The 15,621-nt window shown below is 71.7% G+C and carries 14 protein-coding genes and 1 pseudogene; 3 read left to right on the forward strand and 12 right to left on the reverse strand.

Annotated elements, in window-relative coordinates; genetic code table 11:
- Positions 1-23: 23 nt before the first annotated feature.
- Entirely contained in the window at positions 24-473 is a 450-nt protein-coding gene (locus ACIREI_RS11350; protein ID WP_403330437.1) for a Fur family transcriptional regulator, read from the reverse strand.
- Between the two features lie 218 nt (positions 474-691).
- Between ACIREI_RS11350 and ACIREI_RS11355 the strand changes: the two genes are divergently transcribed.
- Positions 692-2,056, forward strand: a complete 1,365-nt coding sequence (locus ACIREI_RS11355; protein ID WP_403330440.1) for an alpha-lytic protease prodomain-containing protein — start codon at positions 692-694, stop codon at positions 2,054-2,056.
- Positions 2,057-2,179: 123 nt separating this feature from the next.
- Here the strand turns inward: ACIREI_RS11355 and ACIREI_RS11360 are convergent, their stop codons facing one another.
- The 8 genes from ACIREI_RS11360 to ACIREI_RS11395 all read right to left on the reverse strand — a co-directional run bounded on the left by ACIREI_RS11360 (position 2,180) and on the right by ACIREI_RS11395 (position 9,670).
- Complete coding sequence (locus ACIREI_RS11360) at positions 2,180-3,259, reverse strand: serine hydrolase domain-containing protein (RefSeq protein WP_403330443.1); 1,080 nt, start codon at positions 3,257-3,259, stop codon at positions 2,180-2,182.
- Positions 3,256-4,176, reverse strand: a complete 921-nt coding sequence (locus ACIREI_RS11365) for a DUF6895 family protein (RefSeq protein WP_403330446.1) — start codon at positions 4,174-4,176, stop codon at positions 3,256-3,258. Before ACIREI_RS11365 ends, ACIREI_RS11360 begins: the two co-directional genes overlap by 4 nt.
- Positions 4,173-5,150, reverse strand: a complete 978-nt coding sequence (locus ACIREI_RS11370) for a DUF6895 family protein (protein WP_403330448.1) — start codon at positions 5,148-5,150, stop codon at positions 4,173-4,175. Before ACIREI_RS11370 ends, ACIREI_RS11365 begins: the two co-directional genes overlap by 4 nt.
- Complete coding sequence (locus tag ACIREI_RS11375; protein WP_403330451.1) at positions 5,147-5,857, reverse strand: hypothetical protein; 711 nt, start codon at positions 5,855-5,857, stop codon at positions 5,147-5,149. The genes ACIREI_RS11370 and ACIREI_RS11375 overlap by 4 nt, the downstream gene beginning before the upstream one ends.
- A gap of 22 nt (positions 5,858-5,879) precedes the next feature.
- The gene (locus tag ACIREI_RS11380) at positions 5,880-6,065 is read right to left on the reverse strand and encodes a hypothetical protein (protein ID WP_403330932.1); all 186 of its coding nucleotides are present in this window, start codon (positions 6,063-6,065) and stop codon (positions 5,880-5,882) included.
- 129 nt (positions 6,066-6,194) lie between these two features.
- Positions 6,195-6,755 (reverse strand): hypothetical protein, encoded by a 561-nt coding sequence (locus tag ACIREI_RS11385; protein WP_403330454.1) that lies wholly within the window; start codon positions 6,753-6,755, stop codon positions 6,195-6,197.
- Positions 6,756-8,352: 1,597 nt separating this feature from the next.
- Positions 8,353-8,823, reverse strand: coding sequence for a hypothetical protein (locus ACIREI_RS11390; protein ID WP_403330457.1), 471 nt, complete (start codon positions 8,821-8,823; stop codon positions 8,353-8,355).
- Positions 8,824-8,932: 109 nt separating this feature from the next.
- Positions 8,933-9,670, reverse strand: a complete 738-nt coding sequence (locus ACIREI_RS11395; protein WP_403330459.1) for a class I SAM-dependent methyltransferase — start codon at positions 9,668-9,670, stop codon at positions 8,933-8,935.
- 119 nt (positions 9,671-9,789) lie between these two features.
- On the opposite strand from ACIREI_RS11395, the pseudogene ACIREI_RS11400 reads away from it, so the two are divergent.
- Positions 9,790-9,894, forward strand: a pseudogene (locus tag ACIREI_RS11400) (LysE family translocator); the annotation flags it as partial.
- 121 nt (positions 9,895-10,015) lie between these two features.
- Here ACIREI_RS11400 and ACIREI_RS11405 read toward each other — a convergent pair.
- The 3 genes from ACIREI_RS11405 to ACIREI_RS11415 form a co-directional block, all read right to left on the reverse strand.
- Positions 10,016-10,270 (reverse strand): hypothetical protein, encoded by a 255-nt coding sequence (locus ACIREI_RS11405; protein WP_403330462.1) that lies wholly within the window; start codon positions 10,268-10,270, stop codon positions 10,016-10,018.
- 211 nt (positions 10,271-10,481) lie between these two features.
- Entirely contained in the window at positions 10,482-11,642 is a 1,161-nt protein-coding gene (locus ACIREI_RS11410; RefSeq protein ID WP_403330465.1) for a Glu/Leu/Phe/Val dehydrogenase, read from the reverse strand.
- The gene (locus tag ACIREI_RS11415; protein WP_403330468.1) at positions 11,635-14,529 is read right to left on the reverse strand and encodes an FAD-binding and (Fe-S)-binding domain-containing protein; all 2,895 of its coding nucleotides are present in this window, start codon (positions 14,527-14,529) and stop codon (positions 11,635-11,637) included. Before ACIREI_RS11415 ends, ACIREI_RS11410 begins: the two co-directional genes overlap by 8 nt.
- A 159-nt stretch (positions 14,530-14,688) precedes the next feature.
- Here ACIREI_RS11415 and ACIREI_RS11420 point away from each other — a divergent pair, with 159 nt between their 5' ends.
- Positions 14,689-15,612: a LysR substrate-binding domain-containing protein gene (locus ACIREI_RS11420; protein WP_403330471.1), complete on the forward strand. Its 924-nt coding sequence runs from the start codon at positions 14,689-14,691 to the stop codon at positions 15,610-15,612.
- Positions 15,613-15,621 lie beyond the last annotated feature (9 nt).

Raw genomic sequence — 15,621 nt, forward strand, 5'->3', positions numbered from 1 at the left:
GGAAACCTTCCGAACTAGGTGGATCACAGTGCTCGGGGTGCACTGCCGGCAGTGGAACAGTCGGGGCACAGGCCCCAGTAGATGACCTCGGCCTCGTCGATCGCGAAGCCGTGGTCGTCGGACGCGGTCAGGCAGGGCGCCTCACCGACCTCGCAGTCGACGTCGGCGACGACACCGCACGACCGGCACACGACGTGGTGGTGGTTGTCACCGACACGCCCCTCGAACCGGGCCGGGCTGCCGGCCGGTTCGATACGGCGGATGAGCCCTGCCGCCGTGAGTGCGTGGAGGCCCTCGTACACGGCCTGCAGGGAGACATGGCCTACGCGATCACGCACCCCGGAGGCGATGGCCTCGACACCGAGGTGGTCACCGGCCCGGACGGCCTCCAGCAGCGCGACACGCGCGGCGGTCACCCGCAGGCCGGCACCGCGCAGCTCCTCGGCGGGGGTCGGGGTCTGGGATGCGGTCATGGCAGACAACCTACCTCGCCAAACACGAATGATTCAAGAAAACGAATGATGAAAGTCTGGCGCACTCCACCTGGCCTGGCGCCATGGCAGTGGTGCACATGGCACCACCCGAAGTCCCCCATAGCGCGAAAAAACATCTCCTACGGCATCGGTGCACGGCATTCCGTCAAGGACTTGAGCTGGTCGAATCCCACTCGTACTCGATGGAGGTACATCGCATGCTCGGCAGACATACCGCGGCCGGTCGCCGCGCCGCCGTGGCCGCTCTCGGCGCTCTCGTGCTCACCGGGGTCCCCTCCGCCGGCGCGGCCGAGCCGCCGCCCGCGTCCAGCGCCGCCCAGACACTCGGTGCCGACCGGCCACCGGCGGCGGTGCTGCGCGCCCTGGAGCGCGACCTGAAACTGAAGCCCGGTCAGGCGGCCGAGCGGCTGGTCAACGAGGCGGAGGCGGGCGTCCGCGCGGGGCGCCTGCGCAACGCCCTGGGCGAGCACTTCGCGGGGGCCTGGCTGAGGGGAGCGACCTCCGCCGAGCTCACCGTCGCGACCACGCACGCCGCCGACGTGTCCGCCATCAAGGCCCAGGGCGCGAAGGCCGCGGTCGTCAAGCGGCCGTTGACCGAACTCCGCGCCGTCAAGAAGAAGCTGGACACGGCCGCCGCCCGCGTGAAGACGCACGACACGCCGGTCTGGTACGTCGACGTACCGGCGAACCGGGTCGTCGTCCAGGCGACCAAGCGGTCGGCTGCGACCGCCTTCATCAAGGCCGCCGGCGTCGATGACAAGGGCGTCGGCGTCCGGGTGTCGGCGAAACGGCCAAGGCTGCTGGCGGACCTCGTCGGGGGCGACGCCTACTACATCGAGGGCTCCGCGCGCTGTTCCATCGGGTTCTCCGTCACCAAGGACCAGCAGCAGGGCTTCGCCTCGGCGGGCCACTGCGGAGGCCCGGGCGACTCGACCGCCGGCTCCAACATGGCCGAACAGGGCACGTTCCAGGCCTCCACGTTCCCCGAGAAGGACATGTCCTGGGTCGCCGTCAACAGCGACTGGACCGCCACGGCCGACGTGAAGGGCGAGGACGGTCAGCGCACGCAGGTCACCGGCTCGGTCCAGGCGCTCGTCGGGGCGTCGATCTGCCGCTCCGGCTCCACCACCGGTTGGCACTGCGGCACCATCGAGCAGCACGACACGAGTGTCAGCTACTCCCAGGGCACCGTGAACGGCGTGACGGAGACGACCGTGTGCGCCGAGCCGGGCGACTCCGGCGGCCCGTACGTCTCGGGCACCCAGGCGCAGGGCGTGACCTCGGGCGGCTCGGGTGACTGCACGGACGGCGGGACCACCTTCTACCAGCCGATCAACCCGATCCTCAGCGACTTCGGGCTCGTCCTGAAGACCGCGTCCGCCCAGGCCGGCACTCCCGCTCCGGAGGACAACGACGCGGCGGAGACATGGACCGCGGGCCGCGTCTACGAGGCCGGCACGACGGTGACCCACGCGGGCGTGCGCTACCAGTGCGTGCAGAGCCATCAGGCGCAGGGCGCGTGGTCGCCGGGCGCCACCCCCGCCCTGTGGCAGCGATTGTAGGAGTCGTACGTCGTAGGAACGTCGTGAAGACGTCGTAGGACTCTGCCGGTGCGGGGCCCCGCCCCGCACCGGCCGCTCCGCAGGGGCTTCGGGGCGCCGGGGGCTTCGCGGGGGCTTCGGGGACTAGTCCTCCGCGAGAAGCGCGTACGCGGTCGCGATGAAGGAGTCGCGGTCGCGGAAGCGGCGGGTGCACAGGGCGACCAGGGCCGTGCCCGTGTCGGGCCGGAAGCCCAGGAAGGCCTGCTGGCCGAGGGTGGCCCCGCTGTGGAAGTACATCGGGCCCCCATCGGTGGGGTGCCGGAACCACGCCATCGTGTGCACGTGCCGGTGACCCGGGCCGCGTCGGAGCACGGGCGTGCGCACCGCCCGCAGGGCGTCGGCCCACGGGGAGCCGGCCGGATCGAGGTGCGCTTCGAGGAAGGTGAGCAGGTCGTGCGGGGTGGCTCGGACGGCACCCGCCGCCTGGAAGCCGCCCGCGTCGAAGGCGAGGGTGGGCGTACGGCCGTCCTTGCCGTGCCCGACGGCGTCGGTCTTCGGGTCCTCCGGCCGCAGCGCGGTGCCGCTCAGGCCGAGCGGCCGCAGCACATGCGCGCCGAGCAGTTCCTCCCACGGCGTGCCGGTCGCTGCCACGACGGCGTGGCCGAGCACGGCGACGCCGAAGTTGGAGTAGTGCCACCGGGTGCCGGGCCGGTGCCGGGGGCGGTGCCGCAGGAAGGCGTCGGCCACCCGCTCGGCCGGATAGCGGCCGTAGGGGTTGGTACGCCAGGCGGGCAGCGCCCGCGGGTAGAAGTCGGCCGGCAGGGCGGGCAGTCCGGCGGTGTGCGTGACGAGGTGGGCGAGCGTCACCGGGTCCGCCTCGGCCCGCCGGACCGGGTCCAGACAGGCGGTGGCCGGCTCGCCCCCGGTCAGCACGCCGCGCTGGATGAGCTGGGCCAGCAACAGGCCGGTGAACGCCTTGGAGGCCGAACCTATCTCGTAGCGCAAATCCTGCCGGGGCACCGGTGGGGGTGGGGCGGTGCCCCCGCAGTGCAGGATGCGGCGGCCCGCCCGGGACACGGCGAAGACGGTGTCGGGCGCGTCGACGGCGCCGACGGCGCGCTCCAGCCGCTCCCGCCAGGTGCCGTCGGTGCCGGGAAGGCCCACCGCACGGGAGGGGGCCATGTCGTCCTCGGCGCCCGGCCAGTGCGTGGCGGGGCCGCTCATGAGGCCGCGTGCGTCAGCTCGGTGAGGGACCGGGAGGTGGCCAGCACCGAGGCGAAGGCGGCGACCAGCGTCGGGTGGTAGACCATGTCGAACACCTCGTCCCACTCCCCCTCGGGCATCGTCCGTACGGCGGGCATGGCGCCGTCGGGCTGCTGCGCGGCGGCGAAGCCCTCCCAGGCCCGTTCGTCCAGGGTGGGCCGGGGCAGGCAGGCGTCGACGACCAGGAGTTCGCCGAGCAGGTCCCAGCGTTCGAGGTCCAGCCAGTCGTCGATCCAGACCGGCAACCACATGGCGAGGTAGTCGGCGATGTCCGGCGGCAGGCCCTCGGGGTGCTCTCCCCAGTCGGTGAGGTGGAACACCGTGTGGGTGACGTCGTAGGCGATGTGCCCGCCGACCGTCCAGGGCTCGGGGGTGCGGGCCAGCCAGGTCGAGCCGACGATGTCCGCCTCGGGTGTGCGGGGCGTGAGGCCGAAGCGGCGCTGGAACGCGGAGAGTCCGAGGCGCCGGGTCGGGTCCAGTTCGAGCGCCGCCCAGCTGTCGAGCCGGTGGTAGAGGACGGTGGCGCGCTCCACTTCGGGCTCGCTGTACCCGAGTTCCTTGTAGGGGAGGTACACCTCGAAGGGGATGGGCGAGAGCGGCTCGATGCGCTGGCCGCGCACCAGCATGCGACCGCCGTCGAGTGTGTGCCGCCAGGTGTGGTCGAGGAGCTTGCGGGCCAGTTCGGCCTGCCGTGATCCGGCCACGCCCTCGCGGAACAGGACCCGGCAGATCAGGGCCAGTTCGCCGACCGGTTTGAAGCGCTCCAGGAAGCCCACTTCCGGATCGACGTCGGGCTCCAGGCGGAAGCCGTCGCGATGGGCCCACAGCCACTCCAGGGCGCGGACGCCGACGGTGTGCATCAGACGGGTGTCGGTCATCCGGGCACTCCTTGTCCCTCGTACACGGCGTCAGCGTCTTCACAGCCCTCACCAGTGAGGTACTTGACGGTCTGTGCCGCCGCGAAAGCGGCCATCAAGGTGGAGTGGTAGCACTGCAGGAAGTCCGGCTCCCGGTCCGCTTCCGCGTCGCCCGGCTGGACCGGGGCCTGCTGCGGAAGCGCGCCGGAGTCGTGCTGGGCCCGCGCGATCCGGGCCCAGGCGTGCCGAAGGGTCGCGCGGTCGGGCGGGCACGGGAGGCTCGCGGCCACGACCAGCAGCTCGCAGCCGAGGTCCCACATCCCGGCGTCCAGGCAGGTGTCGAGCCAGGGCGGCAACCAGTGGGCCAGGTAGGCGGCCAGGTCGGCAGGGACGGCCTCGGGGGTGCGGCCCCAGTCGGTGAGGTGGAAGACGACGTGGGTGAGCGCGTACCCCGAGGAGCGCTCGAACGTCCACGGTTCCGGCAGTCCGCCCAGCCAGGTGCGCCGCAGCACCTCCGCGTCCCGCTCCGGGCGCCGGATGCCGCTGCGCCGCTCGGCTTTCAGCACACCGAGCCTGCGGGTGGGGTCCTGCTCGGTGAGCCGCCAGCTCCGGGTGCGGGCCGTGATGGCGGCGGCGGCCTCGTATCCGGGATGCCGCAGCCCGGCCGAGGCGAAGACGGAGTAGATCTCCAGGGGGTACGTCGCGAACGGCTCCGTCTGCTGGAGTCGAAGGAAGAGCTCGCCCCGGCCGGTCTGCTGCCAGGCGAACCGCAGCAGATCCGCCGCGCACGCGTGCAGCGGATCCGACGGCGGGGTGTGCGCGCGTACGCTCTCGCACGTCTGGGCCAGTTCGCCGAGCGGTTTCCAGGTGGCGTCCACGTGGCCGTCCGCCGTGAGCGCGTCCTCATCCAACGCGAAGTCGCCCCGGTGCGCGGACAGCCAGGCCAACGCGGCGGCACCCACCTCGCGGATCTCGCTGACGCCGAGGGCGGTCATACGAGCGCTCCGGCCGCCCGCATGACCCGTGCCGCCTGGACCTGAAGGGCCACCCGGGGGTCGCTGCCGCCCATCAGTTCCACGAAGTCCAGCCCCGCTTCGAGGCCGAGGGTGTCCGGGACCCCTTCGAGCTGGGTCAGCCAGCGTCCCGCGCCGGCCGCCTGCTGCCAGTCCCTGCGACGCACGGCCCGTACGAAGCCCCGGGCCACGTCGACCGGGCGGCGGCGGGCGGCGCGGGCCACCGCGCAGTCCTCACCGGGCACCGCGAGCGGGGCCAGGACCGCGAGCTGGTGCGTCAGCACCTGCCACGTCGCCTCGTCGAGCCAGCCGGCGTCCGGTTCCGCGGGCCGGTCCGCGGCGGGCCCGCCGGGCATGGACGGGTCGAGCCGTCCCAAGGTCCGACTCATCGCCCAGTGGCTCCACTTGACGGTGGGCGCCGCGTCGGCACGCGGCGGGAAGGCCTCCACCGTCCTGCGGAACACCGCAAGTACCTCGGCGGCGGGCGGAGTCGGAAAGAGTACGTGCGGCAGCAGCAGGTCCGCTCCCAACACGCGTACGGCCGCGAGAGCGAAATTGCCCTCGATGTCGTCTGTCGCTCCCGTGCCGGACATGCGCACGTGGTCTCCGCCCCGGAGGGCGGAGACCACGTCGGACGCAAGGTCCTGCACAGCGCCCTGCAAGAGGGCCGAAGTGCCTGACTGCTCCATTCAGCCGTCTCCCGTCAGTCCACTAGCCCTTCTTGGGGCGAGGGGTCGGCGGGGAGAGCAGCAGCTTGGTGTCTGCGGAGAGCAGTGCCAGGGCTGCGCACTCACGGCTGTCACGGAAGACACCGTCGGGCTCGGCGGGGTCAAGTGCCGCCTCTAGGTCGCTCCGGACGCCCGTGATGTCCTTGATCGCCTTGTCCATGGAAGGCATATCACCATCTCCTCTGGGGTCAGCCATAGCCTCCACAACCAAGGTCACCACATGGCCACAGAGCGCGCATCTTTTCCCAGAAGCCCCGATACGTCACATTCACGCCGTTCCCTGCGTGGCCGCGGTGCGTCAGCGGCGCAGCGGGAGACGGCTGCCGCCGGGCAGGGCGGGGCCGGAATCGGCGGCAGCCGACCGGCAGTTCCGGTACTGCTGCCGGCGGCCTTCGGGATCGCCGCCGCGCAGACCGCCGCCGTCGCCGCGCTGCCTGTCTTCGTCCGCGACCTCGGCGTCAGCCTTGACGGCGGCCACCTGGCTGCTCGCCGCCTTCATGCTCGCCTCCGCCGTGGCCACCCTGATCGCCCGGCGCCTCGCAGACCAGTACGGCCACCGTACGGTGATGGCGGTCGGGCTCTGCTGCCTGGCCGCCGGAAGCGCCCTGGCCGGGGTCGGTTCCCATGTCGGCCGGTTCACCGTGCTGTTGGCGGGCGCGCCGTACAGGGACTGTCCGGGGGCGTGTTCCCGGCCGCGTTCGGCCCGGTCCGGGTCGTCGCCGCGCCGGAGCGCCTCGGAAAGGCCGCCGCCACTCTGAGCACCCTGTTCGGCGTGGGAGGTGCCGTCGACATGGTGGTGTCCGGCCCGATCGTCGGCGTCACCACGCCGGACTGGCTCTTCCGAGGGCTGCCTCACCATCGCCCTCGCCGCACTGGCCGGTACTTCGCGACTCCCCCGGGCCGGAGCGTCGCACGGCAGAACGCGGATCAACGCCGTGTCCGGTGCCCTGCTGCTGACCACCACGGCGGTTGGCCCGCTCCTGACGATCAGTCAGGGGCGCATTTGGGGCTGGCACTCGCCCCCAGTCCTCGCGCTCGTCGCTCTGGCTCTTTGTGCGGAGCCGGGTTCGTCCTGGCGCAGTCGCGGACCGTGAGCCCCTGATGGATCTCCGCGTCCGGATAGGACCGCGGCCTGCCGCGACCAGTTTCGCCACGCTGGTCGTCAGCGTCGGCATGTTCGCCCCGGTGGCACTGCTCCCGTCTCTGACCCAGACGTCCCGCGCCGTCGGCTACGGCTTCGGTTACCCCCCGCCGAACCGCCCTTCCCCTTCTGTCCGATCGCGGCGTTCATGGTCCGGCGGCGCCCCTCGCCGCCCGGCTCACGGCGCGGCTCGGGGCGAGAGCCACACTCCGGTGCGGCGCCACTCTCGTCGCCGTGGCACTGCTGCCCCTCGGGTTCGCCCACCGCCATCCGTGGCAGGTCGCGCTCGCGGGGGGCGGCGTTCGGCGCGGCCTGCGGGCTGGCCTTCGCCCGCCCTCGGGACCCTGGTCGTAAGCGGTCGAGCCCGGGATCACCGGAATCGCCACGGGTTCAACACCATCCCGCGGGCCATCGGCGGCGCACTCGGCGCCCAGCTCGCAGCCGCGACCCCGGCTGGCGCCGCCCCCGCGCACTCCCCCTACCGTCCGAGTCCGGCTACAACATGGCGTTCTTCGTCGCCGCCGCCATCGCGCTGATCGCGTTGCCGACCGCGGTGCGACGCGGCGCGGGGCGAACCGATCATGCCGAACAGACGCGCAGGTGAACGCGGTCGAGGACCTCAGACCAGTGGGCTCCTGCCTGCCGCCCGGCCCAGTTCACAGCCGACACGCACGGGCCGGGGCGCGGGTCAGCCCCAGGGGCACTGCGGTGACCTGTGCGGTAGCTCCATTGCCCGGGACCGCGTGCACCTCATCGCCTGCACCCTGGCGGCGAGCTCGGTGCACGGGACGCGCACGATGAGCCGGCAGGCAAGCAACCGCTTCGCGCAGCCATGATCGACGTCGCGGCCGACGGGTCAGGGCGGGGCTCAGCGCGGCCTGACTGACTACCGCCGCCATACGGCGATTGCCGACGTCGCCAACAGCCACTGCTGCTCCGGCGCCCTGGAGATCATGACGGACGTACGCCGGCAGGCGCCCGCAGTCGACCTCATGGGCACCGGGGAAACCGCTCCCCTACTGGCCTGGGCGAACGTTCCTTCCAGCGAGTCGGCTCAGGGGCCTGACGGACAGTCGTGGCATAGCCCGTGCCAGGCCTCCGCCGTGGCCGGCATCGTGAGGGGGGCATGCGGGGCAGTGCCCGGAGAACTGACTGACGTCACCTTCCACGAGTGGCTCCAGGAGGCGCCGGCGCACTATCCGGACGCGATGCCGATGCGAGCACTGCACAGAGCGTCCGTGGCAATGGGTGGAGTGCGCGTACCGAATACGGCGAGGAATCCGGCCGCCCCTGAGGGCGCGACGGTCACCAGCTGCTACGGCGTGGGCGGCGTGCAGGCGACGGCCGACAGGGCGAGCAGGAGCGGCTTCGTCAGGATGGTCATCTCGAGCGGCCTCCGCGGGCATCCGCGCTGCAGCCAGTCGGCGGCCACGCCGAGAAGCGCGCCGGCGGCGAACGCCGCAGGGACGTCATGCGGGATGTCGGACGGGCCGGCCGCATCCGGCGGCGGGGCGTCGTCCGTCGCGCCAAGATACGCGGAGGAGTGCGCGGCCGCCGTGGTGCGCAGGCGTACGTGCTCGATGACGCGCGCGCTTCCCGTGGGGCCCAGCAGGCCCGCGTGCTCGGCGATCGCCGGGACGACCGCCGCGCGCAGTGACGGCGCCGGGTCCCACTTCCTGAATACGGTCCGATCCCGGGCGTCGGCCGCAGCCTGGCCAGTGATCGACGGGGTCGTCATCGCCGAGAGCGATGCCCTGGCGGTGACCGCCGCGATCCTTGCCCGCACCGCGATCATTCCTGCCCGTGCAACTCCCTGGCCGCCTCCGGCGGTTGGGGGTAGCCCTGCCTCCTGGCGCGGGTGGCCAGCGGCACGGTGTCGGCCGCATCCCGAAGCTCTACTGCTCGTAGCGCCTACGCGCGAGATGGGCGGTGATGTCAGCGGCAATCTCGACCACCTCAGGCAGCACCCGCCCAATCTGGGCAAATACCTGTTCTTGTGCCGGGGGCGGCAATACGAGGTAGGCCGAGACGGTCGAGAGATAACCAACATAGTCACGTGCACTCATCGTCAAGCGCCGTTCGATCACCGACTGTTGAACATCGGTGAACCACTCGGACCGTAGGAGTTCCGTACCCGGCCACTGCATCTCATGCTCCGGAGGCGTCCCGTCCGGGGACGGAACCTCATCGCTCTCCAAGAACGGTGCCCGTGCCGCGCGGACGGCTTCCTCCACGGCCGGGTCGGCCAGCCGGACCGGCCCGCCGAAGGAGGCGAACACGCCGCCCGGCTCCAGGAGCGCGGCCATGCGTGACCACCGGCCCTCCGGGTTCGTCCAATGCAGTGCCGCTGCGGCGTAAGCCAGGTCGTACCTCTCCCCCGGTCGCACGTCCTCGAACGCGGCTTGCACTGTTTCCACGTTCGTCGGCACGTGCTTGCGCAGCTCGGCGAGCATGGCCCCATCAGGCTCGGTCGCGGTGACCCTGACCCCCCGTTGAGCGAACAGCCGGGTGGCTTTGCCAGTCCCGGCGCCGATCTCGAGAGCAGTCCGAACCGGATGACCCGCGTACGCCGTCACCATGCCGAAAAGCTCCGAGGGATACCCGGGCCGGAACCGTTCGTACGCTTCCGCCATCACTCCGAAGCTCAGCGCGCGACAAGACATGCCGAGCATCCTGACACGAGCAGCACCGTCACTGCTTGCTCTATTCGCTCGACCACACCGCGTTCTGTTCGTGATCGGGCGGGCGCCGAGGTCTGCGAACCCTCTGGGACGGGTTCGCGGTCGGTGTGACCCATCCCAAGACCCTCGTGTGCTTCGCCGCCGTGCTGCCGCAGTTCGTCGCCCACGCAGCTGGTCGATCCGGCCGGAGCGGGCGATGGTCTTGGTGCCCTGCTTGTCGTCGGCGGTCTCGACGAGTTCGTCGACGTGCTCGGCGGCCGGCACGTGGACGTCGTTCCTGATGGAGCACCGAGAGTCTCATCCCAAGCACAGGGGGATGGCGATGGTGAGGAGGCAGTGGTCGGTGCCCTGGTTTCCGCGTGGGCTCGACTGGCCGACCGTGCTGGTCGCGGCGTCCTGGCGGGCGGACGGCGCAGCCACGGCGGATACGGCCGTCACCATCCCGGATGCCACGGCGATGACCAAGGTGGTGCTGAGTGCGCGTAGCGGCAGACCGAGCCTCTTCGGCCGTTCCATCTGTGTGTTCACCTGTGTGTCCAGCTGGATGTTCATGGGGCCATCGTGCGGGCCCGTGCCGCACAGTGCTCCCCGAGCACGACTGATCGGTTGAGGCACACAGGCCGAACGGGGCATGCTTTGGCGACCTTGCCGTACGAGCGGAAGCGGCCTTGGCCTACTTGCCCGACGACGGCCAGCCGGACCCCCAGGTAGGTGTCCAAGACGCGACGGCACATGTCGCGGGTGGCCGGCCGTGCGTGCCGGGCTACTTCTTGGTGCCCGTCGTGGACCACGAGCCCTTGCTGCGCATGGCGGCGCGGACGCGTTCCTCGGCCAGACCGCGGCCCGCGATGTGCGGGATGGTGGCACGGCGCCGGGCCTCTTCGAGAACGGTGACGGCGTTGGCGCGCAGCCGCTTGGAGATGGTCTCGAAGATGGTGGGGGTTTCCGGCCGGAAGCCGGAGTAGCGGGCGTCCATGGCGAAGGCGGCGGCGACGACGCCGCCGGCGTTGGCGACGAAGTCGGGCAGCACGGCGATTCCACGTTCCGCGAGGACGGACTGCGCCTGGGGTGAGGTGGGCAGGTTGGCGCCTTCCACCACCAGCTTGGCCTTGATCCGGTGTGCGGTGGCGTTGTCGATGACGTCCTCCAGCGCCGCCGGGACGAGGACATCGCAGTCGACGGTGAGTTCCTGGCCGGGCGGTATGCGAAGGCCCTGATGGTGGCGGGTGACGAAGGCGTCGCCGTGCTCTTCTCGTGCGGCCAGCAGGGCGGGCACGTCCAGTCCGCCGGGGTCGTGCACGGCTCCCCTCGCGGTGGACACGGCGACGACGGTGGCGCCGAGTTCGGCGAACCGCAGGGCGGCGGCGTGACCGACCGCTCCGAATCCCTGGATGGCGACCCTGGCGCCGTCGAGGGGCAGTTGGAGGTACTGGGCGGCCGCGTCGGCGGCCTCGGCGATCCCGAAGCCGGTGACGCCGAGCTTGTCGTAGGCGACCCCGCCGAGGTGGTCCGGGGTGCCGACGGCCGCGCCACGGTCGCCGAGTTCGTCCTGGACGATGGCCGCGTCGTCCTCGGTCAGGCCCATGTCGAGGCCCATGACGTACTCGCGGGGCACCTCGTTGGACAGGGCGCGGGCGAACGCGCGCAGGATCGCCTCCTTGTCGGGCGAGGCCGGGTCGGCGACGATGCCGGCCTTGGCGCCGCCGTAGAAGAGGTCGACGCCGGCCCATTTCCAGGTCATGACGCGGGCCAGCCGGGCCACTTCGCCGACGGAGACCGTGGGGCTCATACGAGTGCCGCCCTTGCCGACACCGCGCGCCGTGTTGTCGATGACCAGGACGCCCTTCATGCCGGTGCGCCGATGGGAGACGACGACGATCTTCTCGGGGCCCCAGTCGTCGACGAGGGAGAGGGCGTCAGTCACGGTTGTGTTCCTCCGGTAGGGCACGGGCGATGAGTTGGGCGAGGTGGGTGCCGTCGCGGTCGGTCCGCTGGCTGATCTGGGTGCGGCAGCTGAAGCCGTCGGCCAGGACGACCGTGTCCGGTGCGGCGGCGCGCACGGCGGGCAGCAGGGCCTGCTCGCCTGCCGCCACGGACACGTCGTAGTGGCCGCGTTCGAAGCCGAAGTTCCCGGCCAGGCCGCAACAGCCGGAATCCAGCACGCTGTTGTCGACCCCCATCGCCGCCAGCAGCGAACTGTCGGCGGTGAAGCCGCTCGTGGCGTGCTGATGGCAGTGGGTCTGGCTGAGGGACCGGGCGTCGATCCGCGGTGGTTGCCAGCCGGGGGTGTGGTGGAGGAGGAGTTCGGCGAGGGTGCGGGTGGATACGGCGAGCGCACGCGCGTCGGTGTCGCCGTCCAGGAGCTCCGGCAGATCGGATCTCAACGCCGCGGTGCAGCTGGGCTCCAGGCCCACGACCGGAATGCCGGCGCGGGTGGCCGGGGCGAGCGCTCCGGTGGTGCGGCGGGCGATACGCCGGGCGATGCCGAGCTGTCCGGTGGTGATCCAGGTGAGGCCGCAGCACTGGGTGCCGTCCGGGACCCGGACCCGGTATCCGGCGTGTTCCAGGACCGTCACTCCGGCTTTGAGGACGTCGGGCGTGAAGTGGTTGTTGAAGGAGTCCACCCACAGCACGACCGGGCCGCGGTGTCCGTCGCCCCGCGGAGTACGCGCGCGGAACCAGGTCAGGAAGGTCCGGTCGGCGAAGCGGGGGACGTCGCGTTCGGCGGCGATGCCTCCCAGCCGCTTGATCGCCGGTGCGAGACGGGACGCCATGACCGAGTTGACCAGTCGGGGCATACGAGCGGCGAAGCGGGACAGCAGGGGCAACCAGCCCATGGAGTAGTGGGAGGCGGGCCTGAGACGCCTCTTGTAATGGTGGTGCAGGAACTCCGACTTGTACGTCGCCACGTCCACGCCGACCGGGCAGTCGGCGCCGCACCCCTTGCACGACAGACACAGATCGAGCGCGTCCCGCACCTCGGCCGACCGCCAGCCGTCGGTGATCACCTCGCCCTGCGTCATCTCGTACAGCAGGCGGGCGCGGCCTCGGGTGGAGTCCTTCTCGTCCCGGGTGACGCGGTAGCTGGGGCACATGACGCCGCCGCTCGGGGTGGCCGTACGGCATTTGCCCACACCGACGCACCGGCGGGTGGCCTTGGCGAAGTCGCCGTCGTCGGCGTGGAAGGGGAAGACGGTCGCGAGGGGAAGGGGGGTGCGGTGGGTGCTGATCCGGAGGTTGCCGTCCAGGGGCAGTGGATCGACGATCATCCCGGGGTTCAGGCCGTTGTCGGGATCCCAGGCGCTCTTGAAGCGCTCGAACAGGGCGATGACGTCCGGACCGTACATCAGGGGCAGCAGCTCGGAACGGGCCTGGCCGTCGCCGTGCTCGCCCGAGAGCGAGCCGCCGTGGGCCGCGACGAGTTCGGCGGCTTCGGTCAGGAAGGCGCGGAATTCGGCGGTGCCGTGTGCGGTGGTGAAGTCGAAGTCGATGCGGACATGGAGGCAGCCCTCGCCGAAGTGGCCGTAGACGGCGCCCTGAAGCCGGTGGTGGGCGAGCAGTTCGGTGAACTGCCGCAGATAGGGGCCGAGTCGGTCCGGCGGGACGGTCGCGTCCTCCCAACCGGGCCATGCCTCTGAGCCGTCGGGCAGGCGGGTGGCCAGACCGGCCCCGTCCTCCCGGATGCGCCACAGCTGCCGGGCCCGTACGGGATCGGTGACGATCTCGTGGCCGACGCACCCCGCCGCCGCCACGAGCTCCTCGGCCAGCCGGGGCAGTTCGTCCTCCTGCCCGCCGAGTTCGGCGAACAGCCACGCCTGGGTGCGGGGCAGGGTGTCGATCGTGCGTCGGGTCTCCGGGCGCGTGACGATGTCGGTCAGGGACCGGTCGAGCCCTTCCAGTGCCAGCGGCTGGTGCTTGAGGAGGGCGGGGACGGCGTCGGCGGCTGCGATGGCGTCGGGGTAGCCGAGCACGACCAGGGCCCGGGCGGGCGGTGGCGCCACGAGCCGGACGGTGGCGGAGAGGATGACGGCGAGGGTGCCCTCGCTGCCGACCAGGGCCCGGGCGAGGTTGAAGCGCCGCTCCGGCAGGAGGTGTTCGAGTGCGTAGCCCGAGACCTGCCGGGGGAACTGCCCCAGCTCGGTGCGCAGGGTCGCCAGGTTGCGGTCCGCCAACTGGTGCAGGGCCGCGATGAGTTCGCCGCGTTCGTCACCGACGGCGATGGCTTCGTCGATCTCCGCCCGGGTCATCTCGCCGAGCCGCAGTACGGTGCCGCGGTAGGTGACCACTTCGAGTTCCAGCACGTTCTCCGCGGTGCGTCCCCAGGCGAGAGAGTGCGAGCCGCACGCGTTGTTGCCGATCATGCCGCCGAGGGTGCAGCGGCTGTGGGTGGAGGGGTCCGCGCCGAAAAGCAGGCCGTGTTCACCGGCGGCCTTCTGCAGTTCGTCCAGGACGATGCCGGGCTGAACCGTCGCCGTGCGCGCGTCGGGGTCCAGCGTCAGCAGTCGGTTGAAGTAGCGGGAGAAATCCATGACCACGCCGGAACCGACGGCCTGGCCAGAGGTGCTGGTGCCCGCGCCGCGCGAGGTGATCGGCACGCCCAGGCGGCGGCACACGGCGAGCGCGTTGAGCACGTGCCGGCGCTCACGCGGGAAGACCACGGCCAGCGGGATCCGACGGTAGTTGGAGGCGTCGGCCGAGTACTGGGCCCGCCGTCCGGCGTCACCGTGCACCTCGCCGCAGTCGCCCTGGGCGAGCGCCTCGGTCACGGCGGCCGCGTCGAGACGTTCCCGGTCCTGCGCTGTCGTCGTCACCGCGGTCGGTCCCTCTCGCTCGCTGGCCTCGTCACCGCCACGATCCGTGCCCGCGTCCCGCCTCCACAAGACCCAGCAGCACGACAGAAATCACCGGTCAGGGCAAGCGATGCTTATGCTCGGGCTGCATGTGGCAGCGAGTTCGCCAGGAGGAACACCGTGCTGAAACCGCAGCATCTGCTCACCTTGAGGGCCGTCCTGCGCACCGGCTCGTTCGTCCTCGCGGCCCGCGAGCTCGGCTACACCGCCTCCGCGATCTCCCAACAGGTCTCGGCCCTGGAGAAGGAGACGGGGCTGGTGCTGTTCGAGCGGGAGGCGCACGGCGTCCGGGCGACCGCGGCGGCCCACCGGCTGGTCGAGCTCAGCGTTCCGGCGCTGGCCGCCATGGACGACCTCCGCCACCAGGTGCACGAGCTCGCCACCGGCGCCACCGGCCGGCTGAGACTGGGCAGTTTCCCCACGGCCGGTGTCCGGCTCGTACCGCCCGCGCTGTCGGCTCTGACGGCAGCCCACCCCAGGGCGCAGATCCAGCTGGAGGAGGGCGAGCCGGAGGAACTCGTCGCCGCGGTGAACGACGGCGATCTGGATGTGGCGCTGGTCTACGAGTATGGGCTCAGCCCCCGGCAGTGGCCCGACGGCATGGCCCGCCACCACCTCGTACGAGAGGACCTCGTGCTGCTCAGGGCCCGCGACAGCGGCCTCGGCGCACGTCTGGCCGGGCTGTCCCGGGCCCGCTGGATCACCAGCGGGGAGGGAACCGCCGGTGCCCTGTCCCTCACCCGGCTGTGCGCTGCGGCCGGTTTCGAGGCCGACGTCGCCTTTCGCAGCAACAACTACGACGTCGTACGGGAGTTGGTGTCCGCGGGTCTCGGCGTGGCCGTCGTGCCGGGGCTCGGTCATACGCCCAGCGACGCGGTGAAGGCGTCACGCCTTCCGCAGCGCTCGGCCTTCCGCCGCGTGCTGGCCCTGCATCGCGGCGAGAACAGCAACCCGCTGCTGGGCACGGCGATCCGCGCCCTGCGCGGTGCGGCGCCGGTCGGCGAACCGTATGTCCACCCGGCGCAGGACGAACAGGAGGGGTAGGCGGCAGCG

The sequence above is a fragment of the Streptomyces sp. NPDC093591 genome, from assembly GCF_044764885.1.
Lineage (GTDB): Bacteria > Actinomycetota > Actinomycetes > Streptomycetales > Streptomycetaceae > Streptomyces.

Bases quoted from the DNA above. Each gene is read 5' to 3' on its own strand.
- ACIREI_RS11350 (WP_403330437.1), bottom strand. From the start codon at position 473: ATGACCGCATCCCAGACCCCGACCCCCGCCGAGGAGCTGCGCGGTGCC.
- ACIREI_RS11355 (WP_403330440.1), top strand. From the start codon at position 692: ATGCTCGGCAGACATACCGCGGCCGGTCGCCGCGCCGCCGTGGCCGCT.
- ACIREI_RS11360 (WP_403330443.1), bottom strand. From the start codon at position 3,259: ATGAGCGGCCCCGCCACGCACTGGCCGGGCGCCGAGGACGACATGGCC.
- ACIREI_RS11365 (WP_403330446.1), bottom strand. From the start codon at position 4,176: ATGACCGACACCCGTCTGATGCACACCGTCGGCGTCCGCGCCCTGGAG.
- ACIREI_RS11370 (WP_403330448.1), bottom strand. From the start codon at position 5,150: ATGACCGCCCTCGGCGTCAGCGAGATCCGCGAGGTGGGTGCCGCCGCG.
- ACIREI_RS11375 (WP_403330451.1), bottom strand. From the start codon at position 5,857: ATGGAGCAGTCAGGCACTTCGGCCCTCTTGCAGGGCGCTGTGCAGGAC.
- ACIREI_RS11380 (WP_403330932.1), bottom strand. From the start codon at position 6,065: ATGCCTTCCATGGACAAGGCGATCAAGGACATCACGGGCGTCCGGAGC.
- ACIREI_RS11385 (WP_403330454.1), bottom strand. From the start codon at position 6,755: ATGGTGAGGCAGCCCTCGGAAGAGCCAGTCCGGCGTGGTGACGCCGAC.
- ACIREI_RS11395 (WP_403330459.1), bottom strand. From the start codon at position 9,670: ATGGCGGAAGCGTACGAACGGTTCCGGCCCGGGTATCCCTCGGAGCTT.
- ACIREI_RS11405 (WP_403330462.1), bottom strand. From the start codon at position 10,270: ATGAACATCCAGCTGGACACACAGGTGAACACACAGATGGAACGGCCG.